Source organism: Corynebacterium lubricantis DSM 45231, from assembly GCF_000379425.1.
In the GTDB taxonomy this organism is placed as follows: Bacteria; Actinomycetota; Actinomycetes; order Mycobacteriales; family Mycobacteriaceae; genus Corynebacterium; species Corynebacterium lubricantis.
This window is the reverse complement of the sequence record NZ_KB902193.1, coordinates 206,559-224,794: the sequence shown is the minus strand read 5'-3', so window position 1 is coordinate 224,794 and position 18,236 is coordinate 206,559. Positions and strand designations below refer to the sequence as shown.

Sequence of the window (18,236 nt, the reverse complement as noted above, 5' to 3'; positions counted from 1 at the left end):
TCTTCCCTGACCGTGATTCGGTGGTCCGGTTGGTCGGGGCAGTGCTGGCTGAGCAGCATGAGGACTGGATGCAGCAGCGTCGGTACATGCCTCTGGCGATGCTGTCCTCGACGGCGGAGATGCTGGCGAAGGCCCGGGCAGCTGACGGCGTCGGCGTCGTTGTCGGTGACGGTCAGGAGGCTCTGGTGGCGTAAGGAATCCTGTTCCGTCAGCGGTCAGTTCATCGCTGAGTCAACCGCTGGCGGATACACCACTCAAAAGGACTTGACCTCACAGTGGAGACCAGGCACTAGGTTTCTGACTTCCTCGCGCACTTCTCAGTCTTTTACTTCCAGCCAGGGTTTCCAGACTGTGAGTCTGGCTCAAGTTCTACTTCATATGCAACGCGCTTATGGAACACTAGAAACTCTGGTAGCTACGGATTCTGCACGGCGGATACACTCCCACCTGACCAAAGACAGACTGCACCAAAAGCTACTGCCGTTTACGGGCGCAAAAGGAATACAACAACTCCGAAGCACTATCGACTTATCCGAATCAAATATGGATAGCCCGATGGAATCACTCGCCCGTTTCCGACTGATAGAAGCGAATCTTCCGCAAGTCAAGAGCATTGAATACCAAGCGAAAATTCAAATAACAGATGAGCGTGGTTCCCGACATACCTTTTATGCAGACCAGCTCATTAACGGTTTTCTGATCAGTGAGTTAGACGGTAGAAGCAAATACGACGGGACTTACGGCGATATCCCTGAAGAAGTACGCCAAAAGGAGCGGGATCGCGAACGGCTCTTGCTCAATGCGGGGTTTCCACTCGTGCGCCACTACTATTCTGCCCTTCGATTGGACGCACAGGGAAGCTGTGCCTACGTGCGAAACATCCAAAAAGCCCTGCGCCGGTACGCCCAGCCTCGACAGGCACCGTCAAGGGTGATCCAGCTGTAACAGAATCGACCACGCTGATTTAAAGTCTGACAGTTCGTACCTAGCGTCAGTGAAAATTTACCGTGGTCGATTCTGGTATCGACCACGTTGGAACCACGCTGGGTTTACAGCTTCAGCCTGCCTGACAGCGCGCGTGAGAGCGTGAGCTCGTCCACAAACTCGAGATCGCCACCGAGTGGCATCCCGGAGGCCAAGCGGGAGACCGTGAGGTTGGGGAAATCCTTGAGCAACCGGGCCAGGTAGGACGAGGTGGCCTCGCCCTCGGTGTCTGGGTCGGTGGCTAGGATGACCTCGGTGATCTCGGGCGCCTCGTCGCCTTCGAGGTCTTGTAGAACCCCACCGATGCGCTGGAGCAACGCAGAAATTGCCAAGTCCTTCGGCCCCACATTGGCCAGCGGGTCGAGGGAACCACCCAGTACGTGATAGCGCCCGCGATACTCGCCGGTGCGCTCAATTACCTGGATGTCCTTCGCGTCCTCGACAACGCAGATGGTTCCCTTATCTCGTCCGGAATCCGCACAGATGCGACAGACTTCCTCCCGCGAGACGTTGTTGCAGATGCGACAGAAGGTCACCCCATCGCGCACTGCAGCCAGTGCCGCGCGCAGCCTGTCGATATCCTCAGGATCCGTTTTCAGCAAGTGAAACGCGATGCGCTGGGCACTTTTTGGGCCGACGCCGGGGAGGCGCGAGAATTCGTCGATAAGATCTTGTAGCGGCCCTTCAAACATTCCTCCAGCATACAAAAACGCCCGGTAGAAACCGGGCGTGAGGGTGCGTGTTCGCCGAGTGGGCTTACATGAAGTCCCCGAACGGGCTGCCCTCGCCGGCGCCGCCGCCAAGCGGGCCGATCTTTTCCTGCGCCAGTTGGCTCGCCTGGGTGTGCGCGTCACGGTAAGCAGCCAGGATAAGGTCCTGAAGGGTCTCGACGTCCTCAGGGTCGACGGCTTCCTTCTTGATCTGCACGTCGGTGACTTCGCTGCCACCAGTCATGGTCACGCTGACGAGACCGCCGCCCGCGGTGCCCGTCACGCTTGCCTGCAGGAGCTCTTCCTGAGCCTGCTGCAGCTGTGCCTGCATCTCTGCTGCTTGGCGGAGTAGTTCGTTCATATCTGGCTGAGTCATGGCTTGCTACTTTCCGTTGGGAGTCGGGTTAATCGTCGCCCAGTTTAGCGCGCATGGCCGTTGCGGGCGCTCGCCTTTAGCGAACACAGCGCTACAGGGGTTTCGCGCCGAGTTCGCGTTCGAGCAGTTCCATGGCTACGGCAGTCGCATCGCGACGATCGAACTGCGCCGGTTCTTTCGTCTGATCCACCATGTCACGCTCTTCCGCCTCTTGCGAGTATTCCTCGGCCGGTGCCTGTGGCTGGGTCGGTGCCGTTGGCTGCGGAGGGGCTTGCGGTTCTGGTTGAGAAGGTGCCGGCGGCTGCTGGGGCGGCTGCGCCTGAGGCTGGGATGGCGCTGCCGGCTCGTACATATCCGGCGGTGGCGGCGCATCGTCCATGGGTTCCGGTGGGAGCGGGATCTCGTCGCGGGCAGCCTTTTCGCGCTCAGCGGCACGTTGCGCGGCCTGCGCAGCCACGGCACGCCAATCGTCCTGCGAAGATGCAGGTTCTGGGTGCTTTGGCTGAGCAGGTGGAGGTGTTTCTACAGGCGTGGCTGGCTGACTGGGCGCAGATTGCTGGCCCGGAATTGCGACGGGGGCACCCCAGCCACTACGGGGAGCAGCCGGTTCAGGCTCAGGTTCCGGTTCTGGGTCCGGCTCCTTCGCCTGCTGCTTGGTCTGCTGCGATTGCGGTGCGGGGTTCCAGACCTCGGGCGCGCTATTCGACGAGCTAAAACCCGCGGCCTGCGGATCCGTGCCCACCACACATTTCACAGCGATGCGCATGCCGAGCTTCTCGGAAAATGCTGCGACGATGTCGGCGTTATTGCGCTCCGAGTTGATCCTCTGCGCAAGCGCTCCTGTGTTGTGCCCGATAACCAGGGTGGAGTCTTCCATCCCTAAGACGCTGGCCTCGGTGAGCATAATCTCGGCGACCTTGTTCCGGGTGCCCACATACTGGCGCAGCTCAGTCCAGTTCTCCTTGATGCTGTCCAGCAAATCCGGAGTTGGGGCTTGCGGAGTCTGCTCCTTAGCGGGTTCGGGTGCGGGTGCGGACTCAGGCTCAGGTGCAGGCACGGGCTCAGGTGGCGCAACCGGCTGTGCAGGCTGTGCCGCCGGTTGTGCAGGTTGAGCAGGTTCGGGTCTCGGGGCTTGGCGCGGCGCAGGTGTCGACGAGCTCTTCGGCTTCCCAGCTGCTGCCGCCGCTGCCGCAGCCTGGGCAGCAGCTGCTCCCCCACCGCGTGCGGGTTGGCTGCGCTGCTGGGCAGGGACTGCAGCAGAATCGCCGGAGGCAGGTGTCGCGGAGACTGCCGGAGTAGCTGGCGCGCCGGAGGTCGGCACCACGAGGAGGTGCGCGACCATGATTTCCAGCAGGAGGCGGGGACTCGTCGTGAAGCGCATTGCGGAAATGCGATCATTGACTTCCTCGGCGAGCTGCGCCAGGTGCGCTGGGTGGAAGCGTGCGGCCTCGGCGGTGAGCACCTCGGCGCGATCTGTCGGCGCGTTGACCAGGCCCTGCCCGAAAGCGTTGGGCACGTTTTGAATGACGATGAGGTCGCGCAGGCGATCCAACAGGTCGGCGACAAAGCGACGTGGCTCATGACCCGCTTCGATGACCTGGTCAATGACCTGGTAAGCAGAGGCACCGTCGCCGGTAGCAAGGGCATCGACCATCGTGTCGATATAGCCCTCGTCGGTCACTCCCAGCAGCGGAAGCGCCGCCTCGTAGGTCAACCCTTCGGGCCCGCTGCCAGAGAGAAGCTGGTCTAGAAGCGAGAGAGTGTCACGCGGAGAACCACCACCAGCACGGATGACCAGCGGGTACACATCGGGATCGACTGTGACCCCCTCGGATTCCACGGTGCGCTCGATCAGGGAACGCATTGCCTGTGGCGTGAGCAGACGGAAAGGATAGTGGTGCGTACGGGACCGAATCGTGCCAATGATCTTCTCAGGCTCGGTCGTAGCAAAAATGAAAATCAGGTGGGCCGGGGGCTCCTCCACGATCTTGAGCAGGGCGTTCGCACCCTCCGCAGTAATCATGTGGGCCTCGTCGACGATGAAGACGCGGTAGCGCGACTGAGCGGGCGCAAAATACGCGCGGTCACGCAGCTCACGCATGTCCTCGACACCACGGTTCGACGCGGCATCGAGCTCGGTGACATCGAGGTTGCCACTGCCACCAGGAGCCAGCGAAACACACGACGGGCACACCCCACACGGCGTCGAAGTCGGTCCCTCAACGCAGTTCAGCGAACGTGCCAAGATGCGTGCCGACGATGTCTTGCCACAACCACGGGGGCCGGAAAAAAGGTAGGCATGATTAATCCTGCCCGAGTCCAACGCATTGCTCAGGGGCCGGGTTACTTGCTCCTGGCCAACAACTTCCGCGAACGTTGCGGGACGATATTTCCGGTACAAAGCCACGGATTTACCCTACCTCTTTTAGTGTGCTTCTAATCAGCGTCCCGATCGCGACGGAGATCGCCCACGTCCGTGCGACGACGCCGCAAGCGGGTATCCAACTTATCAATGCCACGTTCGCTGGCAATGACGTATTCATCATTGGTCAGCAGCACTAACTCGAGCATGAGCGTGACTCGGCCGGGCTCCGAATAGTTCGGGGTGCCTTGTGGGAACCACGTCGGTTCGCGCAGAACGCCGTGCTCGACTGTGATGTCCTTGAGTTCCTTGAGCGCGGTCTGCTGCACGAAATCAGGCAGCAATGTGCCAGGTTGCACCGTGTAATTGCCGGATTCCAGGAAGTTCCACGCGCCGACGGCTGCGGCAGCGAGTTCCGCGTCCGTTGCTTGCGACGACCCCACTGCGAGCTCGCAGCGCACCTCGATCGATGGGGCGGTTTGCATCACAAGGCCGGTGTCCACGTCGGAGAAACCGACGGTGTTGGCGATCCTGTAATCGTCGTTAAGCGTGGCGAACGCAATGCGACGTCCTTCAATATCCTGGAGCGCGATCTCCCCATAAACGTTAGAGAGCCAGACTGCTTTTTCTTCGCCTGTCATTATTTCACCTCGAGCTTCTCAATTGCTGCGAGCAGGACGCAGGTAGCAAAGCCATCCATCGCCTCCACGACCTCTTCCTGCGGTGGCAGCGACGGGGCGAGACGGATATTGCGATCGTTCGGATCCTGATGCAGCGGATACGACGAGCCCGCCTCGGTGAGTTTGATGCCAGCATCCTTGGCGAGTTCCCACACGCGGGACGCGGTGCCATCGATGACATCGACGGAGATGAAGTAGCCGCCCTCTGGGTGCGACCACCGGGCAACCTCATAGCTGCCAAGTCGCTCATCCAAGATATCAAGGACGGCGCTGAACTTCGGGCCGAGGCTGTCTGCGTGCTTGCGCATCAGCGTTTTCACACCTTCGGCGTCGTGGAAGTACTGCGCGTGCGCGAGCTGGTTGACCTTGTTCGGGCCGATTCCGCGCACGCCCGCGATCGAGGTGTACCAGGCGATGTTGTCGGTGGAAGATGCAAAGAAGGACACGCCAGCGCCCGCCATGGTGATCTTCGAGGTAGAGGCCATGACCCAGAAACGGTTCGGGTTGCCAGCTTTTTCTGCCTTGTCGATCACGTTGTAGAGCTCGGGGAACTCGTGGCTAAGGGGGTGCACGGCGTAGGCGTTGTCCCAGACGATGCGGAAATCTGGCGCTGCGGTCTCCATTGCTGCGAGGCGATCCGCGACCTCTTCCGAGAAGGTCACACCGGTTGGGTTAGAGAACACCGGCACTGTCCACATGCCCTTGACCTGTGGGTCCTTGACCAACTCTTCAACGGCGTTCATGTCTGGGCCATCCTCGAGCATCGGGATCGTGACCATTTCGAAGCCCAGCGTCTCGGTGATGGTGAAGTGACGGTCGTAGCCTGGGACCGGGCAGATCCACTTGACGGTCTCCTCGTCCTTCCATGGACGCTCAGAATCGTTGTTGCCGAACATGTACGACCACGTGACAAGATCAAACATGATATTCAGGCTCGAGGCATCACCGGCCACAATCTGGTCGATGCTCACGCCGAGGATCTCAGCCCAGATGGAACGAATATCGGTGATGCCCTTGAGATTGCCGTAGTTGCGAACGTCTTCCCCAGATTCGGACGTGAAATTGTCTTGCCCTGGAAGCCCGAGGAGTGCGTCAGAGAAATCCAGCTGCTCCGCCGCCGGCTTACCCCGCGTCAGATCGAGCTTCAGGCCCTTTGCCTTTAGCTCGTCGTATTGCTTACGTACTTGCTCGGACAACTGGGCGAGTTCGTTGGAATCGAGGTTCAGCAGCGACATATGCTTCAGCTTTCTTCTTTGAAAACAGTATTGATCTATATCGTAGTCAGACCATAGACACCGCTGCAGGGGCAACCCTGCGATGCAGCCCAGGCCTGGTTCTCGGGCACAAAAAAGGGACCTCACGCACCTGCTAGAGCTCGTTGACCCTTGCTGCATTCCTGCCCTGGGGGAGTTCACAAGATACGCACCGCGTGAGATCCTGACCCTCACTTTAGCCGGGGGAGCCAACCAATGCCAAATAGCATCGGCGTGACACTTCTTGATTGCAGTTGTTTTGCATCTTTAGGACCGCTTTAGCGTGATGGCCTGCCGTTTTGTTGATTTCTCGAGGATCAACTAAAGTAATGCCACGACGTAAGCGTCATGCGAACGTCATGGAGGATTCGACTAGCGGCCTATGTCACACGCCTGGAACGCGTGCGGGTAGCAATACCCTCAAGGGTTCAAATCCCTTATCCTCCGCCACATGGAAACCAGCTTCTCGCTTTGCGGGGAGCTGGTTTTTTCTTTCACTCCCGGTTCTTGTTTGTGCTTGCTCGGATATATACAGACATAATTCTTGGGAATTTTTGCCAGAAATTCGCCACTCATCCCGAAAAAGCCACAGAAAACAACACCTTACTGTCATTGGGACGTTTTATTTACAGGGTTTTACCCTGTGCGCTCTAGGACGATCGCAGAGCCTGCCCAGATAGACCCTTTAGCTTGTTCTTATCAGTCCACACACCCGAACAAGAAAGGCTTTCAAGGCTATGGCTGAGCAATTGCGCGAATACGAAGGCAGAGTGTTGCCCAACCAATCAGAAGATCTCGAAGATCAGGGTCTTGGTTTCGACATAGGCACCGTCTTCTCCCGCAGGAAAATGTTGGGATTCATCGGCCTCGGTGGCGCAGGCATCGCACTGGCCGCCTGCTCCTCTACTGCTGCGAGCATTGCGACCACCAGCTCCGCAGCTTCGGACGCGAGCACGACCTCGTCGGCAGCCGCAGCGCTGGCCGAAATGAAGTCAGAAACCGAAGGCCCCTACCCTGGCGACGGTTCGAACGGCCCCGACGTTCTGGAGATCTCGGGTGTGGAGCGACGCGACATCACCAAGTCCATCGATACCGACACGGTGGCAGAGGGCATTCCCCTGTCGCTGACAATGACGCTCGTGGACATGAGCAACAACAACCAACCGATGGAAGGCGCCGCGGTATATATCTGGCACTGCGACGCTCCCGGCCGCTACTCCATGTACGACACCGAGCTCCAGGACGAGACCTATCTACGAGGCGTACAGGTCGCCGACAAATATGGGCAGGTCACCTTCGACACCATCTTCCCCGGCTGCTACGCCGGGCGCTGGGTACACATCCACTTCGAGGTCTTCCCCGATCGTGAGAGCATCACCGATTCCACCAACAATATTTTGACCTCGCAGATCGCCTTCGATGAGGCTTCGGCCACCTCGGTCTACGCGCTCGATGTGTACGGAAACTCAATGACCAACCTGAACGACATGTCGCTGGAATCCGACAACGTCTTTTCCGATGGCTGGGACCAACAAATGGCCACCATCACCGGCGATACCACCAAGGGTTTCGAAGCCGGCATCGAAGTACCCATCGACCCCACCACCGAGCAGGATCAGTCCATGTCCGGCGGCGCAGGTGAACCTGGCGGTGCTGGTGGCCCTAGTGGAGGCATGCCTCCCGGTCAGGGCTAACCGGGACCGTACCGGTTGCTCGATATTCATTATCGAGCAACCGGCATTTTCTCCTTAATATCGAGGACATGAGCTGGGAAAATAGATTCCGCTTTTCGGTTGCTCGAAGTCAGCTCGCCCCAGTATCGAGCAACCGGAGGCCCGGTCCAAGACAGCACCGGGTGGTCGAAAACCGGTTTCGACCACACGCTAGTTTTCGACCATCCGACCTACAGAATCACCCGAATTTTTCCACGTGGTCGAAATTGAACCCGGTGGTTTTCGACCAACCGCGCGCGGCCGACCGCACGGCCGATCTACCCGCGCCAGACCACCGGTTCGCGAGGCAGCGCGGCAGGGTCGAAGCGCTCACGGATCTCAGCCAAAGAAGCAGCCCCTGCCACCCCCAGAGACTCACCAATCCAGCGCACCACCGAGGAAGCGGAGCCGAGTTCGCGCAGAGTCACTGCACCATCGCGCTTGGCCAAACGCTCACCGGTGGGGCCCAGCACCAAAGGCACGTGGACATATTCCACCGGAGGCAGGCCCAAAAGGGAGGCCAGATAGGCCTGGGTGGGTGCCTGATCCAGCAGGTCGTCGCCGCGTACTACCTGGTCAATGCCTTGGTAGGCGTCGTCGACGACCACGGCAAGGTTGTAGGCCCAGTCCTGGCCCTGCGAGGCATTCCCGCCCCGGCGCAGAATCACGTCGTCGATCGGTGCCTCAATCAGGCCTGCGTAGTAATCAGTAGCAGTAAACGAGGAAACAGAAGAGCGCAGTCGTAGAGCCGGGACGCGACCCTGGGAGGCGAGCTGCGATCGTCGTAAAGCGCGCTGCTCTTCCGTGAGATTGCGACACGTCCCGGGGTACATGCCGGGCGTGGTGTGAGGCGCGGAAGAGGCCTCGCGAATGTCCTTGCGGGAGCAGTAGCACTCGTAGACGTAGCCCGCGTCCTGCAACTGAGCAAGGGCAGATTCGTAGGCGCAAAAACGGGAGGACTGGTAGAGCACCTCGCCATCGAAGTCTATGCCGAGGGCAACCAGGTCGGAAATCTGGCGCTCAGCGGACTCGCGGGAAGAACGGGCGGTGTCGATGTCCTCGACGCGCAGGAGGAAATCGCGCCCCGTGCCACAGGCAAAGAGCCAAGCCAGCACCGCCGTACGCAGGTTGCCTAAATGCAGGTCCCCGCTCGGCGAAGGTGCGTAACGCCCCGCCCCGCTCATCGCTTGTTGGCGTAGTACCGGCCCAGGAATTCGTCGCGGTACTCCTCAAAACGGCCCTCGCTGATGGACAAACGGATATTGTCCACCAGGCGGATCATGAACTCCAGGTTGTGCATGGTGCACAGCGTGCCCGCGAGAAATTCCTTCGCCTTGAGCAGGTGATGGATATACGCGCGCGAGTAATTGTTGGAAACGTAGCCGCCGAATTCCTCGTCGACACCCGCGAAATCTCGCTTGTAGCGCGCGCCCGTGAGGTTCACGCGGCCGTCGAGCGTGTACACGCCCCCGCGACGCCCGAGCCTCGTCGGCGAGACGCAGTCGAAGGTGTCGGCGCCGGCCTCGACTGCGGTAAACAGGTCGTCGGGCTCGGAGATGCCCAGCAGGTGGCGTGGCTTTTCGGCTGGCAGCTCGTCGGTGACCCAGCCGACGATGGTGCCCAGGTTTTCCTTCTGCAGCGCGCCACCAATGCCGAAGCCACCAAAGCCGCGCTTGCCCTCGTCCACGGCGCGACGGTCGAGCTCGAGCAGGCCGCGGGTTGCTTCGCGACGAAGGTCTTCATACTGGGCCCCCTGCACAACTCCCCAGAGCGACTGCTTCGGGCGGTGGGTGCGCTCATTGGTCAGGCGGGTGTGCTCGTCGATGCAGCGCTGCGCCCAGCGGCGGGTGCGCTCGACCGATTCGACCTGGTAGTCGTAGGTGTCCACAAGCGTGGTCAGCTCGTCGAAAGCAAACATGATGTCCGCTCCGAGGCCGTGCTGGATCTGCATCGAGACCTCGGGGGTGAAGCGGTGGCTGGAGCCGTCGATGAAGGACTTGAAGTCCACGCCGTCGTCGTCGACATGCGCCATGCGTTCCTTGTCCTTCGCGCGGATGTCATCGCGGGTGAGGTTGGCCGTGTCCATGGCCAGGACCTTCTTGAAGCCGACACCCAGGCTCATCACCTGGAAGCCGCCGGAGTCGGTGTAGGTGGGCCCTTGCCAGTTCTCGAACTTCGCAAGGCCGCCGGCCTCGTCGACAATGTCGTGGCCGGGCTGCAAATAGAGGTGGTAGGCGTTGGACAAGATGGCCTGCGCTCCCGTGGAGCGGATCTGCTCTGGGGTCAGCGTTTTCACTGTGGCCTTGGTGGCTACCGGGATGAATGCCGGAGTCTGGATATCACCATGCGGGGTGTGAATGACCCCGGTGCGTCCGTGGCGGCCGGGGCCGGGCTCGAGTTGGTCGCCCACCTCGAAGGAGAGATCCTCGTGGGACTCAGGCTGTGTAGTCATGCTTTCCCACTTTAGGGGTTTATCCTTGCTGCGCCACAATCTCTGCCGTGTCCGGGTGCGTGTTGTCCCGCTGGCGCTCCTGCGCGGCCAGTTTCTCCTCGTATTCCTTCTCTAGGCCCGCACCCTCGACGTCGAGGTTGGGCAGGATCTTATCGAGCCACTTCGGCATCCACCAGGTGGCGCGTCCCATGAGGAACATTGTCGCCGGGACCAAGCCCATGCGAATGAAGAACGCATCGAAGAAGACACCCACGCCGAGGGCGAAGCCGAAAATCTGGATGAACGGCAGGGGCTGGTCGATAAAAGCGATGAAGACCACGATCATGATGATCGCCGCAGCCGTGACCACGCGGGAGCCCTCGACGAAGCCCTCCACCGTGGATTCCTCCACGGCCTTGTGCACACCTTTGTGGTATTTCTCCCCGCCTCGTTTGGTGTATTGCTCCTTCATTCTTGTGACCAAGAAGACTTGATAGTCCATGGCCAAACCGAAGGTCACGCCGATGAGGAAGATCGGCATAAACGACAGCAGCGGACCAGGTGTGTCTACCAGACCCCACAGGCCCTCCTGCCAGACCAGGACGGTCACGCCGAAGGCAGCGCCGACTGAGAGCAGGAAGCCAAGACCTGCCACGACCGGCACCATGATCGAGCGGAAGACCAACAGCAGCAAGATGATCGCCAGGCCGACCACCACGGCAAGGTAGATCGGCATTGCTCCCGCGAGCTCTTCGGTGATGTCCATTTGCACCGCGGTCAGGCCCGTCAGGCCCACCTCGACACCGGTGGCATCTTGGACCTGCTCGCCCACCGAGCGCAGGGCGTGCGCCACGGACACGGTTTCCTGGTCATCCGGGCCGGTAGTCGGGGTGGCCAGGATCTGCGCGGCGGTGTTGTCTTCGTTGACGGTAATCAGCTGCGCGTGCTTGATGCCGTTGACGCTCTTAATCTCACCGACGGTGTAGAGGAAGGAACTCAGTGCCGCTGCGGTCGCAGGCTCGGTGCCCGCTTGAGCCTCGATATAAGGCTCGAGTGCCTGGGCGTCCGGGTTGACTCCGTGCGCGTCCACGATGACTAGGAACGGTGAGTTCACTCCCTCGCCGAAGCCCTCCGCCATCAGGTCGGCAGACTTGCGCTGGGTGGTGTCCTTGTTACTGGTGCTGTCCGATGGAAGGGAGAGCTCCATATCCAACACCGGTGCCGACATCGCACCGAGGCCAAGCACGACAACCGCCATCACAAGCGCTGGGAAGCGCTTCACAAAGTTGATCCACTTGCGACCCAACGAGACCTTGGATAGGTCCTTGCCCACCTTCTGCCCGCGCTTCGGGTTGCCGGCCACACCTGGAATCTTCACGGCGAAGGCGCGGTCGCCGAGGATACCCAGAAGTGCCGGGATCAGGGTCAGTGCAACCAGCACGGCAATCAGCACCGTGGTTGCTGCTGTGAGTCCCATCCACGTCAAGAACTCGATCTGCGCAATAGCCAGAGCCACGAGAGCGACGAAGACCGTGAAACCGGCGAAGACAACCGAGGAGCCCGCGGTGCCCACCGCCATACCTGCGGCCTCCGGGCCGGACATTCGTTGTCTTTCCTGTCTATAGCGCGAGAGGATGAACAGCGCGTAGTCAATGCCCACGGCCAGGCCGATCATCACGCCTAAGACCGGGGTGACCTCATTGAGCTCGACCCAGTGCGTCAGTCCCACAGTCAGCATCACGCCGATGCCCACGCCGATCACCGCGGAGATCACTGGCATGCCTGCTGCGACGAGGGAACCGAAAGTAAAGATCAGCACGAAGAACGCAACGACAAGGCCAATAATCTCACTGGTGGTTTTGATCTCAATCGGATCGCCGAAACCAGCGCCACCAGCTTCGACCTGAATTCCTTGGTCGCGGCCAATCTCCATGGCTGCAGTAACCACGTCGCGGTCAGCCTGATCGACCTGATAGTTCGACTCCGCGTCAAAGTTGAAGGTGGTGTAACCGATGCGTTGGTCGTCGCTAAGCAACGCGACGTTTGCCGCATCCGCCTGCGCGGTTGCTTCCGGCAGACCCATCTCTGTTTCCATCTGGATGATGGTCTCGGTCTGCGCTGCGGACACGTCGACGGGGTTGCCGAAGCGCTCCGCACCGGTCATCGCGAGGTTGTCCTCGAGGTAGGTGATGACTTCGTCGACCGCTGCCTTATTCTCAGCATCAGTCAGCGTCTCGCCCTCGGGCGCGGCGAACACAAGGTTGACCGACGGGGCGCTGACCGGGTTGCCCTGATCCGGGAAGTTTGCGGAAACACCGTGCAATGCATCAATCGAGGGAGTGCCGGAGATAGCAAAGTCGGAGGAGAATGGCTTGGCCAAACTCGTTGCTCCCGCCGCGACGCCAATCAGCAGAAGCAGCCAGACAATGACTACGCGCCATTTTTGGTTATACGACCAGCGTCCCAGCCGGAATAGAAGTTTCGCCACAGTGAATTGTGTTCCTCACGAAAGACAGTTGAAGAGTTTCTCCCCCATCGTAATTGATGAATGAGAAAAGCCCCCGACCGTTGTGGTCAGGGGCTAAAAGTAAGTTGGCGGTAGTGGCGGGATTTGAACCCGCGGTGGTTTGACCCACACTCGCTTTCGAGGCGAGCACCTTCGGCCGCTCGGACACACTACCGCCAAATAGATTAACGGTTGAATGCCCCGTTATCCAAATTGCTTAGTTGTCGCGCTTAGTTGTCTTTGTTGTCCTGGAACTTGCCCAGCGCCTCGTTGGCCTTATCCTTGATAGCGTCGCCGGCCTCGTTGAGCTTGTCCTTGATGTCGGCCTTGGTCTGGTCGGCCTTGCCTTCGTTTTCTGCGGACTTGTTACCAGTAGCTTCGCCGAAAGCTTCCTTTGCCTTGCCGGATGCCTTGTCGAATTCGTTTTGCAGATCTGCCATGTTCAAACTCCTTGAATTGCGATTTTCATCGGTACGTTCCCCACGCTAGCGAAATTCACATCACAGAAAGATAACAATATAGTTATCAAAAGGTTGCACACCCTCAGCGGAGCCGCTCAAAGAAATCCCCGAGGAGCTGGGCACATTCTTCTTCGAGCACCCCGGACCGGACCTGAACTTGATGTAATTGCCGCACATCGCGCAACGCATCGACAATGGACCCCACCGCCCCAGTCCGAGGCTCATACGCCCCAAATACCACACTTTCCACGCGCGCCCCAACAATGGCTCCCGCACACATCGTGCACGGTTCCAGCGTGACCACTAATTCGCAGCCGTCTAGCCGCCACGTGCCCAATGCCGTCGCGGCGGCACGGATGGCTTCGACTTCAGCGTGGGCGGTGGGATCGCCATTCGCTTCACGACGATTCACTCCCCACCCCAGCTCGCGCCCATCCTGTGCGAAAACGACCGCGCCAACCGGAATGTCTCCTGGCGGAGTTGCTTGAGCAACTTCTAATGCCCGACGCATCCGCTCGGTGGCACGTCGCTCAGGCGCCGACAGTCGCTGCACCACTACAGCGCGCGCTCCAATTGGTCCCCGAATCCAATCTCGTCTGCGATTCGTTGGATAATCTCCGAGGGATCGGAGTCTTGGTCGTCGGCAAGCACGCTCAATAGCTCCTCCGACAACCCGAGATCGTCCAAAATGTCGAAGTCGCCCTCAGCCCATCCCTCGATCTGATCGAGCTCATCCGGGTCAAGGTCAGGGATGTCAATGCCTAACTCATCGAGCACGTCGGCAGCGAAATCGTCGTCGACGGCCATGGTTGCATCGGAAATAAATGCAAAAACCCGTTCCGGGCCTGGGCGCACGATGACAAAATATTCTTCCTCGACGTTGAGCAGTGCGAATGCCGCTCCCTCACTGCGGAGATTGCGTACTGCCTTGATGCTTGTGGAAAAACGTGAGAAGTCGTCGTCAAATGCCCGCACCGTCCATGCACCATCCACCCACGCGACGGTCACGGCGAAACCGTCGGGGTAACCCGGAGAGGTATCCATGCCTAGTCAGAGTAGTCGGAATGTGTCAATATTGACACTGTGAGTTCAAGAGATGTCTCCCGTCCAATTTGCCTAGTCGGCCTCGGATTAATCGGTGGTTCGCTGATGCGCGATCTCGCCGGTGGTACCCAAGCGGTCTACGGCTTTAATCGTTCAACTTCCGGCGCCCGGGCCGCCGCTAAAGAAGGCTACGACGTATCCGATGACCTGGTAGCTACCCTGCAGCGCGCAGAGGCAGACGGTGCCATGATTGTCATCGCCGTACCCATGCATGCTGTTGCAAACGTGCTGGACAACATCATCGAGCATGCGCCAACGTGTGGCATCACCGACGTTGTCAGCGTGAAGAAACCCGTCTATGACCTCATTCGCGAGCGCGGCCTTGAAACCCGCTACGTGGGTGGGCACCCCATGGCCGGTACTGAGAAGTCGGGCTGGAGCGCATCTCAGGAAGGTCTTTTCCACCGCGCGGCGTGGGTCATTACCTACGACTATGCACTCGAGAAGGAACAGGCCGGCGAACCAGTTCCTGCAGAATGGATCGACCTTTTCTCGGACGTCTGCCGCATGGCCGTTGGAGTGAAGGCGGAAGCCGTACCTGCTTCGGTGCGCAAGCACGACGAGGCTGTGGGCCGGATTTCGCATCTTCCTCACGTGATTGCAGAGGCACTCTCCATTGTCGGCGACGAAGGTGGCACCTTGTCCCAATCCCTGGCCGCAGGCTCCTTCAAGGACGCGACACGCGTTGCAGGTACGGCTCCCGAGCTCGTACGTGCGATGTGTGAAACTAACGCCGCCGCGCTGGTCTACTCACTTGATCAAATGATCGAGCTGCTCACCAAGGCGCGCAATGATCTGGATTCGGATAGCCCGAATATTGCGGAGCTCGTGGATGCAGGTCACCGCGCGCATACCCGCATGGAGGCTCGCTCGGGTGCTCGCCGCGAGTCCGTCTCACCGGTCAAGATTTCGTCGCGGCCAGTGATGCGCCTGCACCCAGGTGGCCACAACTGGGTCCGCCAGCTGGTCCAGGCCGAGTCGCTGGGTGGGCGCATCGAGGTGTTCTAGGTCGGCTCTAGCCCGCAAAAGATCGACTGAAGCTCTGCCCCGACTGAACCAGGTTTCGGGCTGACCCAAGTCGATCTTTTTCGTATTCCAGCAGCGCGGCCGGAATCTCATTTGGCGTTGTGGAGGCTAGGACTTCTGCAAGGGCGACCGCATCATCGACCGAGACCGCAAAGCCCCTACCTGTCATGGGTGTCGGCACATGCGCAGCATTTCCCACCAACGCACACCGCGAACTGACTAACCTTTCAGGCACATATTCGGCGATGGGAGTAGCCGTAATATCGCGCCTGCGGACACAATCCTCAATCGCGGCGCGCCACGGATCCGGCCAGCGACGTTGGGATTTCCTCGCCAATTTTTGATAGATCTCTTCAGGGATATCTTCCGGCTTCATCGAATGGCGCACCACCCCGTCGCGCACGGCTCCCGCTTGGCGAAGCAGCTGATTATGCCCAGCGTCGTACCACGCAAAGCCCAGACGACGCTGACCCTTTTCTAGGCTTCCCTTTGGGCTCGGAAGCGGATAACCCAGCAAGATTTCCGGGCCCGCCGAAATGATGTCAAAGCCGTGGGGCCACCCGCCACTAAGGTTTAGGTCGCGTTCCTCAGCGATGCCGACCCAGAGCAGATATCCAGCAAATTCAGCATTCGGACGATCCGGTGCCACTACGTGGCGAACAATACTTCGATGGCCGTCTGCACCAATAACCAAGTCCGCCTCTAGGATGACTCCGCTCTCTAGTTCCACGGAGACTGAGGTTTCACCCTCGTCGATCCGCGTTACTTCGATCCCCTCACGCAGAGTGACATTTTCGCTTTCATGGACCGCGTCGACCAGGGCAGCGCGCAGGTCGTGCCACACGATGGACTGGGACCCGCTGAGTCTGCGGCCCGGCTCCGCTAGCTTGCCCGCCACCTTGGCGCCAAGTTCCGGCCCGAGCACGCGAGTGAGCTCGGACGGACTGGTAGTCAGCGCCGCGCCTGTCCGGTGCCGACTCGCACGTTCCACCACTGTGATCGATGCGCCTGTGCGCGCCAAGGCCAGCGCGGCGACCAATCCCGCCAAGGACCCACCGACGATGATTGCCTCGAGTTCTTTGTCACTAGACATAACTTCCCCTTGCAGCCAACTAATCGGATATCCAATATCCACATATGTCAGTTTAGCCCCAATCAAAGACAAGTGCACCCATCCCGCATGGCAAAAGGTGGACGTTGCAAGAAATTACCATTATCTGACCTGGGGTTTTAGTTTTCACCCGGCGTTAGGTCAGTTTTTCGACCATCTGGAGCCCCAAGCTTGAACCTAACGTTGGGCGAAATATAAAACCGCAGGTCGCAGAAAACAAAGTCGTGCGAAGTGCACCTATTAAGGGTTAAGTAGCAGAATGTGTGTCTGAAATCCTGACTATCGACTGGTCAGACTATCTAATACCCGGAAATATAGTCCCCAGCAGCCTATAAACCAGGTCCACAGCTTCAATACCGCCACCCCAACCGCACTTGTGATATCAGGTGCGGTTTTCTGTTTGCATGAAACAAAACAGACCCCGATGCCCCGTCTGCACCGGAGAAATGAAGAAAAACGGCACCACCACCAAAGGCACCACCCGCTGGCGCTGCAAAGACACCACCTGTGGAGCCTCTGACATCAAACGACGCCCCGACAACCACGACCGAGCAATGTTCCGCGCCTTCATCCACCACGCCACCGGCAAATACTCCATGACAGAATGCGCCCACCACCACGGCATCAGCCGCGCAACACTGACCCGACGCTTCACCACCTACTGGTACATCGACATCCCGAACACACCAGACCCACACCGCATTTACGACCAAATCTTCATCGACGGCACACGCACCCACGCCGGTAAAACCATCTACCAACTTGCTCGACAACTCACAAAAATCACCGACCTCGACCAAGCCGCAGCGTGGATGGCCACACTCCAAGAATTCGACACCGTCTACGGCACCTACATCGAAGAAAAATCCCTCAGCATCATCACCGGCAGATACGAATACACCCACCTAAGGGTGCGTAAAGCCTACAGATCACTGCTGTGGCTCAAGAAAAACAACTGGCTCTTCAGCTACCTTCAACCACCAACACCCACCGACCCCCGCACCACATGGGCATCAACAACAAACACCCTCGAAGGCGGATTCAACTCGCCACTAAAACTACTCGCTAGATACCACCGAGGCAGAAGCGGAGAAAAACAACGCCGCATGATCGAATGGTGGCTCTACCTCCACACAGAAATACCCGACGATCCACACACGATCGCCGAGCACTTCAACTGGGGCCGTGACGCACTCGCCAAAGTAACCGTCACCACCACCAACCCGAACACCACCGACCACGAAACCGGACGACCAGCGCTCTACGACAACGCTATCGGAAACGAGTACAACCACAACCTCGGAATCCAAAAAGGCTGGATCGGCACCTAAACAACACGCCGAGCCAGACACACTTTTTGCTACTTAACCCCCTATTAAAAGGTTCAAATAAAAAAGTGTGCGGCCCCAAACCTCTAATGTTTGAGACCGCACACTTTATTTGTGCGCCCGGAGGGATTCGAACCCCCAACCTTCTGATCCGTAGTCAGATGCTCTATCCGTTGAGCTACGGGCGCTTCA

The 18,236-nt window shown here is 59.3% G+C and carries 16 protein-coding genes, 3 tRNA genes, 1 other RNA gene and 1 pseudogene; 6 read left to right on the top strand and 15 right to left on the bottom strand.

What is annotated here, in order from left to right; genetic code table 11:
• Both A37O_RS16120 and A37O_RS15865 read left to right on the top strand, forming a co-directional pair.
• Positions 1 to 194: pseudogene (locus tag A37O_RS16120) on the top strand (IS256 family transposase); the annotation flags it as partial.
• Positions 195 to 555: 361 nt separating this feature from the next.
• The gene (locus A37O_RS15865; protein WP_018296798.1) at positions 556 to 945 is read left to right on the top strand and encodes a hypothetical protein; all 390 of its coding nucleotides are present in this window, start codon (positions 556 to 558) and stop codon (positions 943 to 945) included.
• Positions 946 to 1,049: 104 nt separating this feature from the next.
• Here A37O_RS15865 and recR read toward each other — a convergent pair whose 3' ends face one another.
• The 6 genes from recR to ffs form a co-directional block, all read right to left on the bottom strand.
• A complete protein-coding gene (recR, locus tag A37O_RS0107035; RefSeq protein WP_018296797.1) occupies positions 1,050 to 1,676 on the bottom strand; it encodes a recombination mediator RecR in 627 nt (208 codons plus the stop codon).
• A gap of 64 nt (positions 1,677 to 1,740) precedes the next feature.
• Positions 1,741 to 2,070 (bottom strand): YbaB/EbfC family nucleoid-associated protein, encoded by a 330-nt coding sequence (locus A37O_RS0107030; protein WP_018296796.1) that lies wholly within the window; start codon positions 2,068 to 2,070, stop codon positions 1,741 to 1,743.
• A gap of 91 nt (positions 2,071 to 2,161) precedes the next feature.
• On the bottom strand, positions 2,162 to 4,477 hold the full coding sequence (locus A37O_RS0107025; protein WP_026196217.1) for a DNA polymerase III subunit gamma and tau: 2,316 nt from the start codon (positions 4,475 to 4,477) through the stop codon (positions 2,162 to 2,164).
• A 29-nt stretch (positions 4,478 to 4,506) separates the two neighbouring features.
• Positions 4,507 to 5,073: a suppressor of fused domain protein gene (locus tag A37O_RS0107020; protein ID WP_018296794.1), complete on the bottom strand. Its 567-nt coding sequence runs from the start codon at positions 5,071 to 5,073 to the stop codon at positions 4,507 to 4,509.
• Positions 5,073 to 6,347 (bottom strand): aspartate aminotransferase type Ic, encoded by a 1,275-nt coding sequence (locus tag A37O_RS0107015; protein WP_018296793.1) that lies wholly within the window; start codon positions 6,345 to 6,347, stop codon positions 5,073 to 5,075. Before A37O_RS0107015 ends, A37O_RS0107020 begins: the two co-directional genes overlap by 1 nt.
• Positions 6,348 to 6,457: 110 nt before the next feature.
• Positions 6,458 to 6,554, bottom strand: an RNA gene (ffs, locus tag A37O_RS16115) — signal recognition particle sRNA small type.
• Positions 6,555 to 6,726: 172 nt separating this feature from the next.
• Here ffs and A37O_RS0107010 point away from each other — a divergent pair.
• Positions 6,727 to 6,815, top strand: a tRNA-Ser gene (locus A37O_RS0107010).
• Between the two features lie 287 nt (positions 6,816 to 7,102).
• Positions 7,103 to 8,059, top strand: coding sequence for an intradiol ring-cleavage dioxygenase (locus tag A37O_RS0107005; protein ID WP_018296792.1), 957 nt, complete (start codon positions 7,103 to 7,105; stop codon positions 8,057 to 8,059).
• Between the two features lie 296 nt (positions 8,060 to 8,355).
• Here the strand turns inward: A37O_RS0107005 and gluQRS are convergent, their stop codons facing one another.
• The 7 genes from gluQRS to A37O_RS0106970 form a co-directional block, all read right to left on the bottom strand.
• Positions 8,356 to 9,261: a tRNA glutamyl-Q(34) synthetase GluQRS gene (gene gluQRS / locus A37O_RS0107000; protein WP_026196216.1), complete on the bottom strand. Its 906-nt coding sequence runs from the start codon at positions 9,259 to 9,261 to the stop codon at positions 8,356 to 8,358.
• Entirely contained in the window at positions 9,258 to 10,529 is a 1,272-nt protein-coding gene (gene tgt / locus A37O_RS0106995) for a tRNA guanosine(34) transglycosylase Tgt (RefSeq protein WP_018296790.1), read from the bottom strand. The genes gluQRS and tgt overlap by 4 nt, the downstream gene beginning before the upstream one ends.
• Before the next feature lie 19 nt (positions 10,530 to 10,548).
• Positions 10,549 to 12,996, bottom strand: a complete 2,448-nt coding sequence (locus A37O_RS0106990) for an MMPL family transporter (protein WP_018296789.1) — start codon at positions 12,994 to 12,996, stop codon at positions 10,549 to 10,551.
• A gap of 105 nt (positions 12,997 to 13,101) precedes the next feature.
• Positions 13,102 to 13,189, bottom strand: a tRNA-Ser gene (locus A37O_RS0106985).
• Positions 13,190 to 13,244: 55 nt separating this feature from the next.
• Positions 13,245 to 13,454, bottom strand: a complete 210-nt coding sequence (locus A37O_RS0106980) for a CsbD family protein (RefSeq protein WP_018296788.1) — start codon at positions 13,452 to 13,454, stop codon at positions 13,245 to 13,247.
• Between the two features lie 103 nt (positions 13,455 to 13,557).
• A complete protein-coding gene (locus A37O_RS0106975; RefSeq protein ID WP_051077965.1) occupies positions 13,558 to 13,986 on the bottom strand; it encodes a nucleoside deaminase in 429 nt (142 codons plus the stop codon).
• Between the two features lie 44 nt (positions 13,987 to 14,030).
• Positions 14,031 to 14,519 (bottom strand): tRNA adenosine deaminase-associated protein, encoded by a 489-nt coding sequence (locus tag A37O_RS0106970; RefSeq protein ID WP_018296786.1) that lies wholly within the window; start codon positions 14,517 to 14,519, stop codon positions 14,031 to 14,033.
• A 39-nt stretch (positions 14,520 to 14,558) separates the two neighbouring features.
• Between A37O_RS0106970 and A37O_RS0106965 the strand changes: the two genes are divergently transcribed.
• On the top strand, positions 14,559 to 15,587 hold the full coding sequence (locus A37O_RS0106965; RefSeq protein ID WP_026196214.1) for a prephenate dehydrogenase: 1,029 nt from the start codon (positions 14,559 to 14,561) through the stop codon (positions 15,585 to 15,587).
• 7 nt (positions 15,588 to 15,594) lie between these two features.
• Here the strand turns inward: A37O_RS0106965 and A37O_RS0106960 are convergent, their stop codons facing one another.
• Positions 15,595 to 16,698: an FAD-dependent monooxygenase gene (locus tag A37O_RS0106960; protein WP_018296784.1), complete on the bottom strand. Its 1,104-nt coding sequence runs from the start codon at positions 16,696 to 16,698 to the stop codon at positions 15,595 to 15,597.
• 422 nt (positions 16,699 to 17,120) lie between these two features.
• Between A37O_RS0106960 and A37O_RS0106955 the strand changes: the two genes are divergently transcribed.
• Positions 17,121 to 18,047: a transposase-like zinc-binding domain-containing protein gene (locus A37O_RS0106955; protein ID WP_026196213.1), complete on the top strand. Its 927-nt coding sequence runs from the start codon at positions 17,121 to 17,123 to the stop codon at positions 18,045 to 18,047.
• Positions 18,048 to 18,159: 112 nt separating this feature from the next.
• Here A37O_RS0106955 and A37O_RS0106950 read toward each other — a convergent pair.
• Positions 18,160 to 18,232 (bottom strand) — tRNA-Arg (locus A37O_RS0106950).
• Between the last annotated feature and the right edge of the window lie 4 nt (positions 18,233 to 18,236).